We start from the raw sequence: 18,386 nt of genomic DNA, 5'->3' as shown, positions 1-18,386 counted from the left end.
GCGTCACCGCTCGATTCAACACACCGCAAAGGTGTAAACAACCGTGACAGTGTGTCACGACCACATTTCTTGGTTGTCATCATAAACAACACCATCCTTTTATCAAGTCATTTCAATCCATTGCCACGCGATATCCCTAACTTTCGCTGCACAATGCAATGGACAAGGAATTAAACACCTTACCCCCAAAACAGCACTGATTATCATAGCGATTATGCTTTCAACTGTTTGTTTTTATTAATTAATAATAAACCAATTTTTCCCCTCATCCCGAGAGGAATACACACCGTCTTTCACCGTCACGTTCGTTTACACCTGCCGTTAGAAACTCCTCCCGTTTTCCACTTGAAAACCTGGGCACAACGTCTTGAAATTAAAAGATATATAACAAATTCAGCCATGTTTCCATCCGGTTGGCACGCTCCCTGTAATGCAAAGGTCGTTCTGATCGTAAATGTTGTCCATTCACCATTAACCGGAGGCTTCATATGGCTAAAACATTCAAGGAAGTCATGGCTGATGCGGGCATCTCCATGGATTTCCAGGCGTGCGGCACCGCACCCACGGAAATCGTGGATCGCGAGATCGTCCTCGAACCTCACGACCGCGTGAAGAAGCTCAAGAACATCTTCATGAAGACCCTGTCTTCGGCCAACAACGAATTCCCCTACTGGTACACCCGCGAATACATGAAGCTCGACAGCGAGATTCCCGTGGTGCGCAGGGCCAAGGCCCTGAAGCGGGCCTTCAGCAACCTCACCCCGGTCATCTACCCGGGTGAAAAGCTGGTCATGCACAAGGCTCCCTTCTTCAGGGGCTCCTTCCCCATGCCGTGGCTCTCGGAAGGCTTCTACGTGGCCAAGGAAGATGAACTCTACCAGGACGCCATGAAGCGCGGCTCCGCCTCCGCGGACGAACACTCCAAGTTCGGCCAGGGCGGCGGCAACGTGGTCGCCAGCTTCGGCAAGGTCATCTCCATTGCGGGCAAGTTCGGCATGCGCCAGGAAGAGGTTCCCGCCCTGATCGAGCTCTCCAAGATGTGGGTCGGCAAGTCCGTTGACGACCTGGGCCACAAGTACGAGCAGATGGTGCCCAACTACGAGACCAAGGAAAAGATCATGCGCAACATCGTGTGCATGTTCGACTCCGGGTACACGCTGCCGCAGGGCCGCGAGGTCATCAACTACTACTACCCCTTGGAATACGGTTTCGACGGCATCATCAAGATTGCCCGGGAAATGAAGGACAAGGTGGCCGGTCGCGCCGACGGCGACGGCATGGTGGGCATGAACCGCCTCTACAACTACGAGGCAGTGATTCATGTTGTTGAAGGCGTGCAGAAGTGGATCCTCAACTACGCAGAGGAAGCCCGCAGGCTGGAAGCCGCCGAAAAGGACGGCACCCAGCGCAAGGAATACGCCGAGATCGCGGAATGCCTGGAATGGATCGCTCACAATCCCCCGCGCACCTTCCGCGAAGCCTTCCAGATGATCGAAACCATCCATTTGGCCGTTCTGAACGAGGATGCCATTTCCGGCATGTCCCCCGGCCGCATCGGACAGGTTCTGTATCCCTACTTCGAACAGGACATCGAGGCCGGACGACTGACCGAGGACGAAGCACTGGAACTGCTCGAACTCGACAGGCTCGTCAAGACCTCCATCGACTGCTTTGCTTCCATGGGCGTTGTCGGCGGCGTTCTCTCCGGCAACACCTTCAACACCGTATCAGTAGGTGGTCTGGACAAGGATGGCAAGTCCGCGGTCAACCGCCTGGAATACCTGGTGCTCAAGGCCGCCGCGTCCAACGCCATGCCCCAGTCCACCATCGCGCTGCTCTACGACGAGAAGCTGCCCGAGGACTTCCTGGTGCTGGCCGCCGAAGTCATCAAGACCGGCGCGGGCTACCCGGCCTTCATGAACAACCAGATCGCCCAGGACTTCCTGCTCTCGCACTACGGTCCCGAAGGCATGCACATCGAGGAAGCCCGCGCCTGGGCCATCGGCGGCTGTCTGGAAACCTCGGCCGGATGCTGGAAGCCCCTGCACCTGAACGGCAAGGAATACTGGATCCCCGGCGGCTGCGGCCAACCCACCAGCGTCGGCGTCCACTTCGTGTCCATGCCCAAGATCCTGGAACTGACCCTGTACAACGGCATTGACCAGCGCTCCGGCGAACAGGTCTTCCAGCCGCACGGCAAGCGCCTGGACACCTATGAAGAGCTCTGGGAACAGTTCAAGCTCTACTGGCAGGAAGCCGTGGACGTGCTGGCCCTGACCAACAACATCCAGCACGATGTCTGGCGCAAGAACAACATGGCCGTGTTCAACTCCATGCTCAAGCCGGACTGCCTGGAAAACGGCCACCTCATCAACGAACTGGGCTACCGCTACAACGCCACCTACAACGTGGAATCCACCGGCACCGTCACCTGCGTGAACTCGCTGGCCGCCATCCGCAAGCTGGTCTTCGACGACAAGAAGGTCGACCTGGAAACCTTCAAGAAGGCGCTCAAGGAAAACTTCGGTTTCCGCACCGCCCACGAGGTCAACTCCTTCTCCATCGCCGACCAGCAGAAGCGCGACGACGACGACGGCAAGTGGGACGAGCTGCACTTCCAGTGCCTGCAGGCACCCAAGTACGGCAACGACGAGGCCTATGCGGACCAGATTCTCCTGGAATGGGAGAACTTCTTCTGCCCGGACTGCTACAACTACGAGTCCCTCTACGGCCACCCCATGTACCCCTGCCAGATCTCGGTCTCCACGCACGGCGCCATGGGTTCTGCAACCATCGCCTCCCCGGACGGCCGCCTGGCCGGCACCACCTTTGCGGACGCCTCCCTGTCCGCATACCCGGGCACGGACCGCAACGGCCCGTTCGCACTCATGAACTCCGCCTCCATCTGGGACCACTCCATGTCCCAGAACTCCCAGCTGAACATCAAGATCCACCCCAGCGCCATCAAGGGCGTGGAAGGCTCCCGCAAGCTCGTGGACCTCACCAAGGCCTACATGCGCAAGGGCGGCTTCCACGTTCAGTACAACGTGGTGGACTCCAAGATGCTCAGGAAGGCGCAGGACAATCCGGACGAATACCGCGACCTCATGGTCCGCGTTGCCGGCTTCACCCAGTACTGGGTCGAGATCGGCAAGGCCGTGCAGGACGAACTCATCGCAAGAACCGAATACGAAGGGGTTTAATTATGAAATTGGAATACCGCGACACCCGTGAATTCATCCCCGTGGACGTGGACAAGGGCATTGACCGCCTGACCGGCGAATTCGTCCAGGCCGATGCCGAGGCTCCCAAGGGCTACACCCAGCTCCCGAAATGCAAATTCTGCGCGAACTACGTGGAAGAAGCATCCTTCAAGGGAATCTGCGGGGCCAGCACCCAGGAACCCAAGTTCATGGCCTACGGCGACATGACCGCCATCACCTGCGAGATGTTCGAGGCGAAATAACCTTCGCACATTCTCCGGCCGGGGGGAGCGTTCCCCCGGCCGACATCGCGCCAACCACGCAGCCCGCGCTGCGACAAGGGTTAGGAAGGTACGATTATGAAAGACAAGAGCAAACTGTACGGATGGTCGGTGGTCTTCGCCTCCTGGCTGGCCCTCTTCTGCCTCTTCGGGTACAGGGCGACCTTCTCCATCCTGAAGGTTCCCATGAGCGCCGACATGGGCTGGTCCCAGGCGGAAGTGACCCTGGGCTATTCCTTCATGATGATGTTCTACGCCATCTTCGCATTCCTGTGCGGCATGATCCTCGACAAATGGGGCACCAAGCCCGTGTATTTCCTGGGCGCCATCTTCGGCGCGGCCGGTTTCTACGTCACCAGCTACGCAACCAACCTGTATTTCTACTACGCCTCCTACGGCGTCCTGGCCGGGATCGCCACGGGCATGCTCTGGGTTTCCTCCACCATCTCCGTGCGCAAGTGGTTCGTGGGCAAGAACTACGCAAAGATGTTCGGCATCGCCTTCATGGGCGCGCCCATGTCCCAGGTGATCATGAGCCTGTTCGTCAAGGAAAGCCTGGCCGGCGCGCAGGGCGACGCCTGGCGCTCGGCCATGCAGCTCCTCGGCCTGCTCACCCTGGCCTGTCTGCTCGTGGCGGCCGCCCTGGCCAAGAGAAACCCCGAGGACTACGGCATGACCGCCTCCGGCGAAATGCCCTCCCCGGCGGGTGCCGCCAAGGAATACGTCTGGGGCATCAAGGAAGCATTTTCCACCTATCCCATCTGGTGCGTGATCCTGACCTTCCTGACCAGCATGCTGGCGGAATTTCTGGTCTGGACCCAGATGGTCAGCTACTGGACCTCGGACCTCGGCATCTCCCTGAACAAGGCCACCAACCTGTACGTGACCATCGGCGTGGTGGGCATCTTCTCCATGCCCATCATGGGGATTATCGCTGACAAGGTGGTCCAGGCCTCCAAGTGCGAGTCCCAGGGCCGCAAACGCATGCTCATCTTCGGCCCGCTCACCGGCGCGGCCGCGTGCGCCCTGCTGCTGTTCCAGACCGCAACCTCCATGGCCCTGGGCGTCGTGGCCTGCTTCATCTTCGCCGTGTACTGGGCAGTGGTTCCCGGCGGTGTGGTGGGCTACACGGGCGCGGTCTACGGCCGCAAGACCCTGGGCAAGATCTGGGGACTGGCGACCCTCATCGTCATGGGCATCGGGCCGTTCATCGGGCCGCTCATCGGCGGTTATCTCAAGGACGCTTCGGGCAGCTACACCTACTCGATCCTCTTCGCCCTGGGCTCCTTCATCGTCTCCCTGATGCTGGCATCCACCCTGCCGCTCAGCGCCGAGCCCGCCACCAGCGTGGCCGAGGCTCCCGCCACCGAGGCTTAGGCGGCAGCAATACCGTCCGGGGCGCGGTTCTGCCGCGCCCCGGCCAAAACCACAACCAACACAGGATGTTTGATGTACAAGCTCAGTGAAACAGCCACAGCCGACAATGTCGCGGCCAGCCAAGTCACCGGACTGGTCTTCGACGTGCAGGGGCATTCGGTCCACGACGGTCCGGGCACGCGCACCACGGTCTTCCTCAACGGCTGTCCCCTCAGCTGCGTCTGGTGCAGCAACCCGGAAGGCCTGTTCCGCAAGCCCGTGATGATGCACCGGGAAACACGCTGCCAGTGCTGCGGGAAATGTATCCAGAACTGCCCGCACGGCGCGGCTTCCGTGCAGGAGGGCCGCCTGGTCTTCGACAGGGCGCTCTGCGACGCCTGCACCACCCACGACTGCCTGGACACCTGCTACCACGAGGCCGTGGCCATCAGCGGCAAACGGTACACCGTGGACGAACTCATGCGCATCTTCCAGCGCGACCGGCAATTCTGGGGCAGCGTCGGCGGGGTGACCTTCAGCGGCGGGGAGCCCCTGCTGCAGAAACCGTTCATCCTGGAAGTGCTCAAGCGCTGCAAGGAGAGCTACATCCACACCTGCGTGGAGACCACCTCCTGCATCGAGACCGGCTTCTACCTCGAAGCCATGCGGCACATCGACTGGGTGTTCACGGACATCAAGCACATGGATTCCGAACAGCACCGACAGCTCACGGGCGTGGGCAACGAACTCATCCTGAAGAACATCGAGCGTCTGGCCACGGCAGACTGGGACGGGGTCATCATCCCCCGCATCCCGGTGATCCCGGGCAAAAACGACTCCGAGGAAAACATCGAGGCCACGGTCCGCTTCATCCGCGACATCGGCCTCGACGTGGTCAACATGCTGCCCTTCCACCGACTCGGGGAATCCAAGTACCGCCAGCTCGGCAAGACATACGCCCTTGCGGAGCAGACCCCGCCGCCGGACGAGCGCATGCAGGACCTGAAGCGGATCGCCGAGGCCAACGGGCTCTATTGCTTTATCGGATGGGACACGCCGTTCTAGGCCCCGATCCGGCCAAAGGCTCAACGCCGGGAGAAGCAGACATGACGAACCAGGATATCATCGACAGGATCATCGAAATGGAACTGACCATGTTCAAGTCGGTCATTTCCACTGTTCATTCCCCCTGTCAGGACCGCCTTCAGACCTTCCGGATCATGCGCTGGATGTCGCATTCGGTGCTGCCGGACCAGGTGCTCGAATCCTACCTGCAGGACCTGCAGGAGGCGGTGGACCAGGGCAGGAACTTCATGGTGGAAAAATACGCCCGCATGGAGGGGCGCATCCCGCCCCTCAAGGATTCCCTGCTCGTGGAGGAGATCGTGGACACGAAAATCGCCTGGATGCGGGCCGTGGCCCAGAAATACCCCACTATCTTCGAGCCCAGGGGCAACGAGTTCCGCACCTACATCTCCTGCGAACTGGAGACCCTGTCCCACAGGACCCTGGGGTTGCTCCACGAATGCGTGGTGCAGGCCCGGGTATCGCACCGTAACATGGTGGAGGAACGCTACAACAACCTTTTCCGCAGGCTTGGCTATGAATCCCTCGAGCACCAATGTACCGAGGCCCATTGCGGGCCCACGGACCATTCATCTACCCGAATACCGTCCTCATCCTCCTGAAGGGGAGCATACATTCCAAGCCCGCCTCAGACCGCCCCTCCGGGGGCGGTCTTTTTCCGTGTTTCCCGGAGCTAGTCCACGTCGTCGAACCGGGTGCGCACGTCCTCAAGACCCTGGCGGTAGCCGTCGGCGTCGCCGTACTCGAAAAAGGTCTTGTACCGGCTGTGCACGGACTTCACGGGCCGGGCGTGGCGCACCGGGCACCAGTACTGCTCGGTGCGGGCGGCCACCTCGCGCACATAGCTCATGAGGCCGTTGAAATACCCGCAGTACATGCAGTTCATCTTCTCCAGCCAGTTGAGATACTGCAGCTGGTGGCGGTCGATGACCACGTAATCGCCTCTTCTGGCGCGGGGGATGCCGTAGATGGGAAAGCAGACGAACTGGTAGACGAAGACGAACAGGTCCAGGACCACCGCCGGGATGAGGGCCGCCCAGATCACGGGAACCGTGAGCACGATGAGCAGGCCGTTGTCGTAGACGTAATCGGAAAATCGGGTGACCAGCTCCTGATGATGCTGGCGCATCTCCGCGCTGAAACGCACCTTCTTTTCCTCGACGGTATAGCGCAGCCGCTCATGCCGCTGCGCCAGTTCCCGGGCCAGTTCCTTTTCCAGCGAGCCGATCTTCTCAAGGAGTTCAGTGAGGGTGTTCATGGTCGCTCCAATGCTGGTTGTTCATGATGCCGGTTACCGGAAACATACCACGAACAACGCGGGGCAACCACCCCGGCAGCACGAAAACACAGGACTTTTTCAGTAGCAGACCCACAGGGCCGCGCCCCGGAGCTTCTTGAACAGGGCCTGGGCCACCGAGCCCACCAGGAGCTTGTTCCAGAATCCCCGGTCGGCCCCGGCGCTGCCGATGGCCACGGCCGCATAGCTGCCCGAGGCGTATTCCTCCTCGATGAGGCGGGCCGGGCTTGCGCCGCGCCGGACCATCTGGCCGATGCGCGCCAGGGGAACCCCGGCCTCCAGCAGCACGTCCACTGCATGGCCGAGGATGGCCTCGGCGTCCAGGGGGGCGGACTTGGAGGGATCGTGCACGTGGAACACGGTGACCCTGTGCCCCGGGCTGCGGGCCAGCATGTAGCCCACGTGGTCGGCCATGCGGTCGGAGGGATCGGAACCGTCCACGCAGAGCAGCACGTCCCTGCGCCCCTTTTCCGGCAGGCGGCAGAGCCAGAGGGGAAAACTGATGGCATGGGTAAGGCTTTCAATGAGCTCCCGACAGATGGACTGGTCGAACACGTCCTCCAGCCCGGTCTGCACGCGGCGGCCCAGGACCACGGCATCGTAGCGCCCCTCGCGGGCCTCGCGGATGATGTCGTGGGCCTTGCCCATCTGGTGGGGTGCGACCTTGCCCTCGATGCGCTCGGGGTCGAACCCGGCGGCCAGGAGCCTGCGTCGGGCGTCGTCCACCACCCTGCGTCCCTTGCCCGCGCACTGGGCGGCCTGCGCCTCCAGGGCGTTGAGGCTTTCATAGCTCGTTTCCTCCACCCACACCGCGGCCTGGGAGGGAGGGATGTGCATGAGCGTCAGACGCACCGAGCTCTTGTCCTCAAAAAAATGGGAAAGGAAATCCAGGCCCGCGCCGGCCATGGAATGGCTGGAAAGGGGAACGAGAAGATGCGGCTCCAGGCTCTCGCCCGCGTCGGGTTCTTGCCTGCCCGACGGGGAAAGGCCCTGGGTCAGCACGTGCCGCAAAATGGAATCCGTTGCATCAGCCGCCATGAAACCACCTCCGCATACCACCGCAGGATAGCGCGGCAACGCTTTGCCGCCATGATTACCGGAAACAAGGCTCCCTTATCATGTACCGGAAAAGGAAAACAGGCTATTAAAAAACGGAAAAGCCGCGCCCCTTTCCGGCCACACTGGAACGACGGAGATCATGATGCGCACCCCGGGCAAATCCAGAACCGTTCAGGAATACATCGACGAAACCCCGCTCTGGGCCGACGGGACCCCGGCCCCGTCCACGCCCATGACCGGCATGCAGTGGCGCATCTGGGCCCTGGCCACGGCAGGCAAGTTCTTTGAGGGCCTGGTGGTGTTCATGACCGGGGTGGCCCTGCCGCTCATGGTCCAGGAATACGGGCTTTCGGCCATGCAGAAGGGCGCGGTGGGAGCCATGCCCCTCTTCGGCATTCTCGTGGGGGCCACGGCCCTGGGCGGGCTGGCCGACCACTTCGGCCGCAAGACGATGTTCATCGTGGAGATGATCCTGTTCGCGGCCTGCCTGACCCTGCTGGTCATCAGCCCCGGCTATGAATTCCTGCTGGCCGCCCTGTTCGGGGTGGGTCTTTCCCTGGGGTGCGACTACCCCACGGCCCATATGGTCATCTCCGAATCCATTCCCAGCGCCAACCGGGGCAGGCTGGTGCTCGGGGCCTTCGGCTTCCAGGCCATCGGGGCCCTGGCGGGCACGGCCGTGGGCTACCTCATCCTGTCCAACATCCCGGAAATCACGGCCTGGCGCTGGATGTACGCCACGGCGGTTCCCCCGGCCATCGTGGTGGTGCTGGCCCGTTTCTCCATCACGGACTCGGCCCCCTGGCTGGCGGCCCGGGGAAGAATCGCCGAGGCCGAGCAGGAAACCCAACGTTTGCTCAGGCGCGATCCCCCCTACCCGGGAAAGGTCACCCTGTCCCGGCCCGTCTCCGCAGCGGAAAGCGGGGAGGCCAGCGGATTCCGCGCCCTGTTCTCCCGGCGCTACCGCAGGGCCACCCTGCTGGCGGCCATCCCCTGGTTCCTCCAGGACCTCGGCACCTACGGCATCGGCATCTTCACGCCCACCATCCTGGCCTCGGTCCTCGGGACCAAGGCGCGGTACGCCCGCAACCTGGCCGACCTGCTCCACAACGACATGCTGGCCGCCAAAGGGGCCGCGTTCATCGACATCCTGCTGCTGGTGGGAATCATCGGGGCCGTGCTGCTGGTGGACCGGGCGGGCCGCATCCGGCTCCAGGTGATGGGGTTTCTTGGCTGCGCAGCGGGGCTGCTGCTGGCCGCCCTGTCACTGGAGGCGTCCGGCCATGCCAGGACCACGCTGCTCTTTTCCGGGTTCATGCTCTTCAGCTTCATGACCAACCTGGGACCCAACGCCATGACCTACCTCATCGCGGGCGAGGTCTTCCCCACCCGCATCCGGGGCCTGGGCGCGGGCATCGCCGCCTCCACGGCCAAGATAGGCGCGGTGGCCACGGCCTTCCTCTTTCCCGTGCTCCTGGCCGATATAGGCACCCAGACCATCCTCTACATCCTGGTGGGCACCTCCCTGGTCGGCGCGGCCGTCACCTGGGTCTGCCGCATCGAGACCACCGGAAAGAGCCTGGACGCCATCGAATATGATCGGGAAAAGGGATAATCCGGAACCACGGCGGATCCGCACTTGATTTTCGCGCCAAAAAGCAGCAGTAGACGAGCCGGAAGCAAAATCGTACATATTTTACTTGGATTACCTGAAAGCAAAAGCACCATGAGCATCACGCCCTTCATCCCCCCGGACTCGGTCCGGGCGCATCTGGTCCACGCACTGAAAACCGGCCTGGCCGCGGCCATCGCCTTTGGCGTCGCCGAAGTCTTCAAGCTCCATTTCGCCTACTGGGCCTCGCTCTCCGCGGTCATCGTCATGCAGATCAACGTGGCCGACTCCCTGCAGATGTGCTGGTACCGCTTTTCTGGCACGGCCGTGGGCGCGGTCATCGGCATCCTGGTCATCCTGATCTTCCCGGAGACCACGGCCATGACCTACCTGGGCCTGTTCCTTTCCGTGGCCTTCTGCGCCTACATGACCCGCTACAACAATCGCTACAAGATGGCGGCCATCACCGTGACCATCGTGGTGCTGGCCAGCCTGGGCAGCCCGGAGCGCGTCACCTACGGGCTCTTCCGCGTGCTGGAGATCGGCATCGGCGTGGGCAGCGCATTCCTGGTCAGCCTGTTGCTCCTGCCCCAGCGCGTGGGCCTGGCCCTGGAGCGCCGCCTTACCGAACGATTCTGCCAGTGCGCCGCCCACTACAACGCCCTCATGGAGGGATTCCTCTCCCTGCAGGAGCACCTGGACCCGCACATGCTGGACGGCTTCACGGCCAACCTCCGCAAGGACCGGGAACTGTACAACAAGGTGCTCAAGCACGAGCGCATCATCTATCATGACGACACGGCCCTCATGGGCCTGAAGCTGACGACCTTGGAAAAGTGCACGGCCCACGCACAGGCCATGCTCGACGCCCTGAACAGCCACGTAGGCCATGGATATGAAATTCTGATGGCAAAGGAACTGCGGCGGCTGACCGAGGCCACCACCATGGTCATGCGACAGGCCTGCCAGGGTGAACTGCCCCATTCCGCAGGGCTGGCGGAGATCATCGAACTCTGTGAGGACCGGCTGGCCGAGCTGCGGGCCGAGGGCGTGACCAAGCGCTTCTACCTCCAGAAACTGACCCAGTTCTTCGCCTTCTATCACGGCGCCCACTTCATGGCCCGGGACATGGTCCAGTACGCGACCGACCCCATGCTCCTTAAGATGGCGGGCAGGCGCCCCAGCCGGGAAAAAGCATGAGCATCAATCATTCGGAAGCCGCGACCTTTGTCATCCGCCATTGCGTGTCCCCGAAGCACCGGGACCGGTACGAGCAGTGGCTCAAGGATATCGGCGAGGTGGGCAAGGGATCGAAAGGGCACCTGGGCGTCCAGGTCATCCGCCCGCCCAAGGGGTCGGGCAAGTGCACCTACATCACCACCGTGCGATTCGACACCGAGGAAAACCTGCTGACCTGGGCCAACTCGGACACCCGCGCCGACCACCTGAAGCGCATCGACGACATTCTGCTGGACGGCGACAACGTGGAAATCCATTCGGGCATCGCCTTCTGGTTCACGCCCCAGGAATCCCACGCCCAGGCCCGGCCCTGGAAACAGTTTCTGGTGGTGCTTTCGGCCATCTATCCGCTGACCATCGTGGTGCCCTGGCTGCTGGGCCCGCTGTTCAACATCCTGCCCGAGCCGGGCTCGTTCTGGCTCTCCAAGCTCATCGGCTCGGTGTGCATCACCGGGCTCATGGTCTACGTGATCATGCCCCGCTATACCCGGCTGGTTTCCAGTTGGCTGTATCGATAATCTGACGAAGGGTTTCCCGCGCTAGCGCGGCAGAAGCAGCTTTTCCTTCCAGACGCCGAGCGTATAGCCCTGCTCCGGCGCAACCATGCGGCATTCCAAGCCCGCCGCGAGGGCGGCCTTTTCGCCGGTGGCGCTGTCCTCCACCGCAATGATCCTGTCCGTGGAAACATTCACCCGGCCGATGGCCGCCAGGTACGGCTCGGGAAAGGGCTTGCGCTTTTCCACCATGTCGCAGGTCACGCAATGGTCAAAGGCGGTCTCCATGCCCTCGGCGCGCAGGAAGTTGTCGACCTTTGCCCGCCGCGAATTGGTGACGATGCCCAGCGTATACCCCGCATCGCCCAGGTACCGGACGAATTCCCTCGCCCCGCTCATCCATTCGTAGCTGCGCCGGATCTCCTCGGCCTCGAAACGGTCGCAGGCCTCCACGGCCCTTTGTGTCCGCCCGAAAAAGTGCTCGGCAATGGCGGACGCGGGGAGCCCCAGAAATTCCTCTTCGGCAATCTCCCTGGTGACGCCTTCGGCGCGCAGGATATCCAGCCAGATCTGCCTGTGCACCACCTCGCTATCCACAAGGGTGCCGTCAAAATCAAAGAGAATGACCTCGGGGTCCACATTTCGCAAACGCATATCGTTCCTCCGTGTCCGACAGTCTCATCGGGGTGTGTCCAGGATACATTTCGCCGATCATCACATTCCAGCCCGCTAATTCACAAGCCGCGGCACGTCAATTGCCCCGTCTTTATTTCGTGACTGAAATTACCCCGAGACTGCGGCATGCGGGCACAAAAACGCCCCGGAAAACAAATCCCCGGGGCGCACAGGATGATCAGCGATTTTCCCTGCCAGGGCACGGAATAACGGGGCCCTATTTCCGCTTCTTCCTCTTCTTGGAAACCATGCCCTTGTACCGGGGCCTGTCGCGCTGCTTGCGGCGCTGCTCGGCCAGGGCCTCGGCGGCCTCGGCGGCCTCCTCCAGCAGCTTCTGGAAATTTTCCACACGGCGCGGGTCCAGGCAGCCGGACTCAAGCGCCTCGGTGACCGCGCACCCCGGCTCGTGCCGGTGCCCGCAATCCGCGAAACGGCACTGCTCGGCCCGCTCCACGATGTCGTGAAACGCCAGGCGGATGCCCTCCTCGCACTCGTAAAGATGCAGCTCCCGGATACCGGGCACGTCCACCAGCAGCGCGCCGGACTCCATGATGTGCAGGGACCGGGTGGTGGTGGTATGGCGGCCCTTGTCGTCCTTTTCGCGCACGGCCCCGGTCTTGTACCGGTCCGTGCCGTTGATGGTGTTCAGCAGCGTGGTCTTGCCCACGCCGGACGAGCCCAGCAGCACCACGGTCCTGCCCGGCTCGCACCAGTGCCGCAGGGTTTCCACGCTGGCGGCGTCATGGCCGTTGACCGTGCGCACGGCCAGCCCCGGCCAGAGAGTCTCGGCCTGGCGGCGAAACTCGTCCGGGTCCCCGACCGTATCCGCCTTGGTCAGCACGATGACCGGCTCCACCCCGGCGTCCAGGGCCAGGCACAGATAGCGCTCCAGCCGGTTGAGATTGAACTCCTGGTTGCAGGAGGAGACGATGAACAGGGTGTCCACGTTGGCGGCAATGGGCTGGGCCTTGGTATCCGTGCCCGGGGCCTTGCGCTTGAACAGGCTGCGCCGCTCCAGCAGGCGCACCGGCAGATGGGTCGTCTTGTCCAGCAGCAGCCAGTCGCCCACGGTGGGCTGTTCCGCAAGCCGCAGAAGGCCCTTGTCGGCAATGGGGATGAGGTGCTCTTCCGCACCGGTGCGGGCCACCACGTGGCCCCGGTGGGTCAGGGTCACCCGGGCGGGCTCGGCCGCCTCCAGGTCCCCGGACGTAACCTGCTTCTCGAAAAAGGAATTCCACCCCAGCTGGGGCAGGCTGTACTGCTGTTCACTCATAGACGGGCTTGTATCACCGGTCTGCATGCCAGGCAATGGAACAGCCGAAGCCTAGCCCAGCACCATGTCGTCATAGGACTGCCGCCAGTTCCGGGGATGCAGGGTCACGCCGGGCTTGAGGTGGCCCACGGCAATGAGCATAGGAATCCAGTAGTTGTCCGGAATGCCGAAGGCCCGCCGCACGCCGTCATGGTCGAAACCGTCCATGGGGTGGGTTTCCAGGCCGTGGTGGCTGGCCGCATACATGAGGGACATGGCGAACAGGCCCGCGTTCTTGTTGGCAAAGGCCTGTACGGCCTCGGCGTCTCGCCCGTACAGTCCCTGGGTAACGCCTTCGAACCATTCCTTCTGGTCGGCCTGCATCTTGCCCGATTTCACGAAATCCCTGAACACGCTTTCCAGGGTGGCGTTGCCGCCCTTCCAGCCGTCGCGGTCGGCCAGCAGCATGAGCACCACCGGAGCCTCGGTGATCTTGGGCTGGTCAAAGGCCAGCGCGCGCAGCTCGGCCTTTCGGGCCGGGTCGCGCAGCACCTTGAGCTTCCAGGGCTGCAGGTTGTAGCTGGAGGGAGCCTTGGCTGCGGACTCGACAACGGCCCGCAGCAGGGTTTCGTCCACGTCACGGTCCGGGTCGAAATAGTTGATGGCCCGTCTTTTTTCCAAAATATCCTTGAAATCCATAGGTTGCCTCCTGGGTAAGCATGGTTCTCGGGGAATACGGCATGGCCGTCAGTTCCGGGCATGGTACCACGCAACAGGGGAAGGGCAACCGGAAATAACCGATCAATGGCCCGGAAGAAATTCCGAAAGAAAATTTACGCGGGGGGAGCTATGCCGGCACCTTGACGATGACCTTGCGGATCTCGCCGTGGCCGGTCATGGGCTGGTGCGCGTCCCAGGGAAAGAATATGGCGAACATGCCCGGCCTCACGGGCGCCCACAGGTCGGGCGTGTCCGTGAAAAAGCCCACGTCCTTGTCCGCATCAAAGGGGACGGAGACCCGCCCGCAGGTGGCGGCGGGCTTCCAGCCCATCTCGTCCGATCCGGAAACAACGTACTGGATGTCGATGTATTTGCGGTGGACCTCCAGCGGAGCTTCGCGCCTGTCGCGCCCCGGCCCGTGCGCCACCACGGCAAAGAGATCGCCCTCGATGTCGTGCCGGCCCTCGGCCAGCCCGCCCAGGTCGGCGCGGCGCAGGAATTCAAAGGCAACGGCAAAGCCGGGATTCAGCGCCTCGTATCGGGCGGCGTTTTCCAATATATCGATGATCATGGTTGCTCCATGGGCTGCGGGTTCTTACCCGGCAAACCTATCCCAAAGAAACGAAAAGAAAAAGGGAGAGCCGAAGCCCTCCCCTGTGTTTTCAGTTCGTTTAGAACGGCTGGCCGTTGTTGACGGGGAATTGGGCCTCAAAATTGTTGCCGCTCTTTGCGCGGGAACGGAAACCGGCGATAAGAGCCTGGCGCAAGGTTTTGTTCTCGGATGTCCACTCAATAACCGCATGGCCCATGACGAATTTGTTCAGATTGTCATAATGGAATGAGAATACCCGGGTTGCCTGCGCCGGAATGATGAATGTGCTGACTCCGGTGGCTATGACCTCGCCATTGGTGCCTGCGCCGAAAGAATCCTTCAAAAGTTTTGAATAAGAGGAGACATCATTACCGTTGCCGTCGTAAACGATCACCCGGCAGGTCACTTCGCTGTCCGTGATGTTGGAGATATGCAACAGGCTTGTACGCCAATTTGTATTGGAAATGTAGTAGGTGTACATGCTGGGAACAAGGGCGCTCCCTTTGGTATTGAAGCACTCCTGGGCCAATACATTGGCGCTCATGAGCATGAGCAGAGCAACAGTGGCGAGCATCAGTTTCTTCATCAGTAGTCTCCTTGTGAGTATGAATTGAGAGAGGAGCCTCTCCCCTCCCCTTGTTTTGTCGTTTCGCTTAGAACGGCTGGCCGTTGTTGACGGGGAATTGGGCCTCAAAATTGTTGCCACTCTTTGCGCGGGAACGGAAACCGGCAATAAGCGCCTTACGCAAAGTTTTATTTTCAGAGGTCCATTCGATGACAGCATGGCCCATGACGAATTTGTTCAGATTGTCATAATGAAATGAGAATACCCGGGTTGCCTGCGCCGGAATGATGAATGTGCTGACTCCGGTGGCTATGACCTCGCCATTGGTGCCTGCGCCGAAAGAATCCTTCAAAAGTTTTGAATAAGAAGACACATCGTTGCCATTGCCATCATAGACAGTGACCTTGCAGGTCACTTCGCTGTCGGTGATGTTGGTAATGTGCAACAGGCTTGTACGCCAATTTGTATTGGAAATGTAGTAGGTGTACATGCTGGGAACAAGTGCGCTGCCTTTGGTATTAAAGCAATCCACGGTTGCAGACGCACTGGCGCTCATAAGCAGGACCAAAGCCAATGTAGTCAGAATCAGTTTCTTCATCAGTCGTCTCCTTGTGAGTATGAATTAAGGGAGGAGCCTCTCCCCTCCCCTTGTTTTGTCGTTTCGCTTAGAACGGCTGGCCGTTGTTGACCTGCATGAACCCGCCCCAGCCAGTGCTACCGCTGCCACCGATCAAGCGAGTGGAAGCAACAAGGGCTTTTCTCAACGTTGTATCACTGGACTTCCAGTCAAGGGTCGCATGACCATAAAACATCATATTGGGCACATCATTGATATGCAGTTGGAGGGTACGGGTTCCATGAGGAGGAATTTCAAATTCGCCATCTGTCATGGGAACCTGTGTTCCCCAGTATGCATGGGTGTTACCATTTTTGTACGCCTTAAGTTTCGAGGTCACATCCACCCCTTCGGAATCATTGAGCACAACCTTGCAGGTAACCGTTGTACTGGTGATATTGGTAACTTGGATGTAAAAACAATCCCACCATACACCTCCGCCCAAATTCCTGGCGGTGATCCCGTTAACAATGGCACCGCCCTGGGCATTGAAGCAATCCACGGTTGCAAACGCACTGGCGCTCATGAGCAGGACCAAAGCTAATGTAGTCAGAATCAGTTTCTTCATCAGTCGTCTCCTTGTGAGTATGAATTGAGAGAGAGCCGAGGCTCTCCCCTGAATTGCAACGGGAATTAGAACGGCTGGCCGCCGTTGAGCACGTATTCACCGCTGTAAGTACCGGCGGCACCATTCAGACCATAATGGCGGACCGTGCCAGTAAGGGCCTTGCCCAGCTTTTCGTCGGCGCTGCACCATTCAATAATGCCGTAACCCATGAAATATTCACCGTCCTTGAATACCGTGAGCATACGGGTCTCCCCGGCGGGGAGAGCAAATGTTTCCACTCCGGTTGCGACAGTGTTGATGCTGGTGTCCGTGGTGGACCCTTTATAAACGCCAAAGCGGCCAGCGACCCGCCCTCCGGCATGGTCATAAAGCTTCACAGTCACAATCACGTCGCTTCCTGAAATATTGCTCAAGTTGATTGTATCCCAGAACCTGTTGTTCGCAGCGCCTTGATTGCGATATTGAATATGGGGAACAATGGCACTCCCCTTTGATTCGCAGGTTTCCACGGCAAACGCGCTGCCGCACAGCAGAACAGCCAGCACCGCAGACACAATAACAGTCATCATCTTCCGCATGATAAGAATACTCCTGTTTCAGTAAGTAAAATACGAGATTCCACAGTAATTACGTAATGAAGTATAGGTGAATAAAACCAGAGTCAACAGGTCTTCAATAGACAAGTGTTACAACACGAACATATTCAGACGATTGTTACCGGATAGGAGAAATTGCGGGACCGCTGTACAGCGACAGACGGCAGGAAAACGAAAAGGACATGAAAAAGAACTGGATCAGGCGCTACTGCCCTGAAAGCGCCTCGACCTCCCGGAACATGTTTTCCGGGTCCACCACCACGGTGGTCTTGGTGACGATCCGCTTTTCCACCGGCTTGCCCTCCAAGGCGTCGCAGGCGGCCATGACACCCAGGTAGCCGATCTGGTAGGGGCTCTGCAGGACCGTGCCGTTCAGGGAGCCCTCGACAAGGGCCTCATGAATCTCCCTGGTGAAATCAAAACCCACCAGCTTGACCGTGCCGTTCAGATGCATATCCCGGAGGGCGCGCAACGCGCCGATGGTGGTGGATTCGCCGGGCGAGAATATCCCGGAGATGTAAGGATTGGACACAAAAGCCTCCATGGTCGCGTAATACGCTGTCCCGGCGCTGACGCCCGCCTCCTCGGCTTCGACCACCGTAAGGCACGAGCCCCTCTCGGACGCGGCGTCCAGAAACCCCTTTTCCCGCGCCATGGTGGAGGCATTGTCTTTCGCATAATGCAGCAGCAGGGCGGTGCCCTTGCCTCCCATCAGGGAGATCAGATGCTCGGCGGCCTGCTTGCCTGCAAAATGATTATCCGAGGCCACGAGGCTGACACGATCCTCGAACTCCATGTCCGAATCGATGAGCACCACCTTGATGCCCTTTTGAACGGCCTGCTCCAGAAGCTCGGCTGAATAGCTGGTGTGGTTCGGGGCAATGACGATGGCGTCCACGCCCTCCTCGATGCCCGCCTTGAGAATTCCGAATTGGGCCACGAAATCGTCGGACGCCCAGGGACCGCGAAAAATGATCTCCACATCGCGATCGTGCCCGGCCCTTTTCGCCCCCTGCTCGACCCACTGCCAGTACTTGACGCGCACCCCCTTCGGGATCACCAGGATCTTGGCCCTTTCCGCCATTGCGGGAAGGGAGACGCACAAGGCCAGGCAGGCAAGAAGCAGCGAAAACACATGTTTCATGACGCACCACCGCAGGTTTTTTCCGCTATAT

General features: G+C 60.5%; 19 protein-coding genes. 8 read left to right on the top strand and 11 right to left on the bottom strand.

The features are described 5' to 3' along the window. The first annotated feature begins 488 nt into the window (after positions 1 to 488). The 5 genes from hpdB to FGL65_RS05985 all read left to right on the top strand — a co-directional run bounded on the left by hpdB (position 489) and on the right by FGL65_RS05985 (position 6,528). Entirely contained in the window at positions 489 to 3,203 is a 2,715-nt protein-coding gene (hpdB, locus tag FGL65_RS06005) for a 4-hydroxyphenylacetate decarboxylase large subunit (protein WP_147820145.1), read from the top strand. Between the two features lie 2 nt (positions 3,204 to 3,205). Beyond that, the gene (gene hpdC, locus FGL65_RS06000) at positions 3,206 to 3,466 is read left to right on the top strand and encodes a 4-hydroxyphenylacetate decarboxylase small subunit (RefSeq protein WP_147820144.1); all 261 of its coding nucleotides are present in this window, start codon (positions 3,206 to 3,208) and stop codon (positions 3,464 to 3,466) included. Between the two features lie 96 nt (positions 3,467 to 3,562). Further along, on the top strand, positions 3,563 to 4,861 hold the full coding sequence (locus tag FGL65_RS05995) for an MFS transporter (protein ID WP_147820143.1): 1,299 nt from the start codon (positions 3,563 to 3,565) through the stop codon (positions 4,859 to 4,861). Positions 4,862 to 4,933: 72 nt separating this feature from the next. Then, a complete protein-coding gene (locus tag FGL65_RS05990) occupies positions 4,934 to 5,905 on the top strand; it encodes a glycyl-radical enzyme activating protein (protein WP_147820142.1) in 972 nt (323 codons plus the stop codon). A 41-nt stretch (positions 5,906 to 5,946) separates the two neighbouring features. Next, entirely contained in the window at positions 5,947 to 6,528 is a 582-nt protein-coding gene (locus FGL65_RS05985; protein WP_187170556.1) for a DUF4125 family protein, read from the top strand. A 71-nt stretch (positions 6,529 to 6,599) separates the two neighbouring features. On the opposite strand, the gene FGL65_RS05980 is transcribed toward FGL65_RS05985, so the two are convergent. Together FGL65_RS05980 and FGL65_RS05975 are read right to left on the bottom strand one after the other, a co-directional pair. After that, entirely contained in the window at positions 6,600 to 7,184 is a 585-nt protein-coding gene (locus tag FGL65_RS05980; protein WP_147820140.1) for a hypothetical protein, read from the bottom strand. Positions 7,185 to 7,283: 99 nt separating this feature from the next. Beyond that, positions 7,284 to 8,261 (bottom strand): universal stress protein, encoded by a 978-nt coding sequence (locus FGL65_RS05975; RefSeq protein ID WP_147820139.1) that lies wholly within the window; start codon positions 8,259 to 8,261, stop codon positions 7,284 to 7,286. 160 nt (positions 8,262 to 8,421) lie between these two features. On the opposite strand from FGL65_RS05975, the gene FGL65_RS05970 reads away from it, so the two are divergent. The 3 genes from FGL65_RS05970 (at position 8,422) to FGL65_RS05960 (ending at position 11,651) form a co-directional block, all read left to right on the top strand. Then, the gene (locus FGL65_RS05970; protein WP_222705797.1) at positions 8,422 to 9,897 is read left to right on the top strand and encodes an MFS transporter; all 1,476 of its coding nucleotides are present in this window, start codon (positions 8,422 to 8,424) and stop codon (positions 9,895 to 9,897) included. Positions 9,898 to 10,008: 111 nt separating this feature from the next. After that, the gene (locus FGL65_RS05965; RefSeq protein ID WP_147820138.1) at positions 10,009 to 11,094 is read left to right on the top strand and encodes an FUSC family protein; all 1,086 of its coding nucleotides are present in this window, start codon (positions 10,009 to 10,011) and stop codon (positions 11,092 to 11,094) included. Beyond that, the gene (locus FGL65_RS05960; protein ID WP_147820137.1) at positions 11,091 to 11,651 is read left to right on the top strand and encodes a putative antibiotic biosynthesis monooxygenase; all 561 of its coding nucleotides are present in this window, start codon (positions 11,091 to 11,093) and stop codon (positions 11,649 to 11,651) included. Before FGL65_RS05965 ends, FGL65_RS05960 begins: the two co-directional genes overlap by 4 nt. A gap of 21 nt (positions 11,652 to 11,672) precedes the next feature. Here the strand turns inward: FGL65_RS05960 and FGL65_RS05955 are convergent, their stop codons facing one another. The 9 genes from FGL65_RS05955 to FGL65_RS05915 form a co-directional block, all read right to left on the bottom strand. Beyond that, on the bottom strand, positions 11,673 to 12,281 hold the full coding sequence (locus FGL65_RS05955) for an HAD family hydrolase (RefSeq protein WP_147820136.1): 609 nt from the start codon (positions 12,279 to 12,281) through the stop codon (positions 11,673 to 11,675). A gap of 238 nt (positions 12,282 to 12,519) precedes the next feature. Continuing rightward, the gene (gene rsgA, locus FGL65_RS05950) at positions 12,520 to 13,575 is read right to left on the bottom strand and encodes a ribosome small subunit-dependent GTPase A (RefSeq protein ID WP_147820135.1); all 1,056 of its coding nucleotides are present in this window, start codon (positions 13,573 to 13,575) and stop codon (positions 12,520 to 12,522) included. Positions 13,576 to 13,626: 51 nt separating this feature from the next. Then, positions 13,627 to 14,253, bottom strand: coding sequence for a nitroreductase family protein (locus tag FGL65_RS05945; RefSeq protein WP_147820134.1), 627 nt, complete (start codon positions 14,251 to 14,253; stop codon positions 13,627 to 13,629). A 148-nt stretch (positions 14,254 to 14,401) separates the two neighbouring features. Further along, the gene (locus tag FGL65_RS05940; RefSeq protein ID WP_147820133.1) at positions 14,402 to 14,845 is read right to left on the bottom strand and encodes a NanQ anomerase/TabA/YiaL family protein; all 444 of its coding nucleotides are present in this window, start codon (positions 14,843 to 14,845) and stop codon (positions 14,402 to 14,404) included. 100 nt (positions 14,846 to 14,945) lie between these two features. Continuing rightward, a complete protein-coding gene (locus FGL65_RS05935) occupies positions 14,946 to 15,452 on the bottom strand; it encodes a hypothetical protein (RefSeq protein ID WP_147820132.1) in 507 nt (168 codons plus the stop codon). A gap of 67 nt (positions 15,453 to 15,519) precedes the next feature. Then, the gene (locus FGL65_RS05930) at positions 15,520 to 16,029 is read right to left on the bottom strand and encodes a hypothetical protein (protein ID WP_147820131.1); all 510 of its coding nucleotides are present in this window, start codon (positions 16,027 to 16,029) and stop codon (positions 15,520 to 15,522) included. 67 nt (positions 16,030 to 16,096) lie between these two features. Then, positions 16,097 to 16,615, bottom strand: a complete 519-nt coding sequence (locus tag FGL65_RS05925; protein ID WP_147820130.1) for a hypothetical protein — start codon at positions 16,613 to 16,615, stop codon at positions 16,097 to 16,099. A 65-nt stretch (positions 16,616 to 16,680) separates the two neighbouring features. After that, positions 16,681 to 17,193: a hypothetical protein gene (locus FGL65_RS05920; RefSeq protein ID WP_147820129.1), complete on the bottom strand. Its 513-nt coding sequence runs from the start codon at positions 17,191 to 17,193 to the stop codon at positions 16,681 to 16,683. A gap of 223 nt (positions 17,194 to 17,416) precedes the next feature. Further along, entirely contained in the window at positions 17,417 to 18,355 is a 939-nt protein-coding gene (locus FGL65_RS05915) for a substrate-binding domain-containing protein (RefSeq protein ID WP_147820128.1), read from the bottom strand. Positions 18,356 to 18,386 lie beyond the last annotated feature (31 nt).

It is taken from the genome of Salidesulfovibrio onnuriiensis (assembly GCF_008001235.1).
GTDB classification, from domain to species: domain Bacteria; phylum Desulfobacterota; class Desulfovibrionia; order Desulfovibrionales; family Desulfovibrionaceae; genus Pseudodesulfovibrio; species Pseudodesulfovibrio onnuriiensis.
This window is presented reverse-complemented; position numbering and strand designations above follow the sequence as displayed.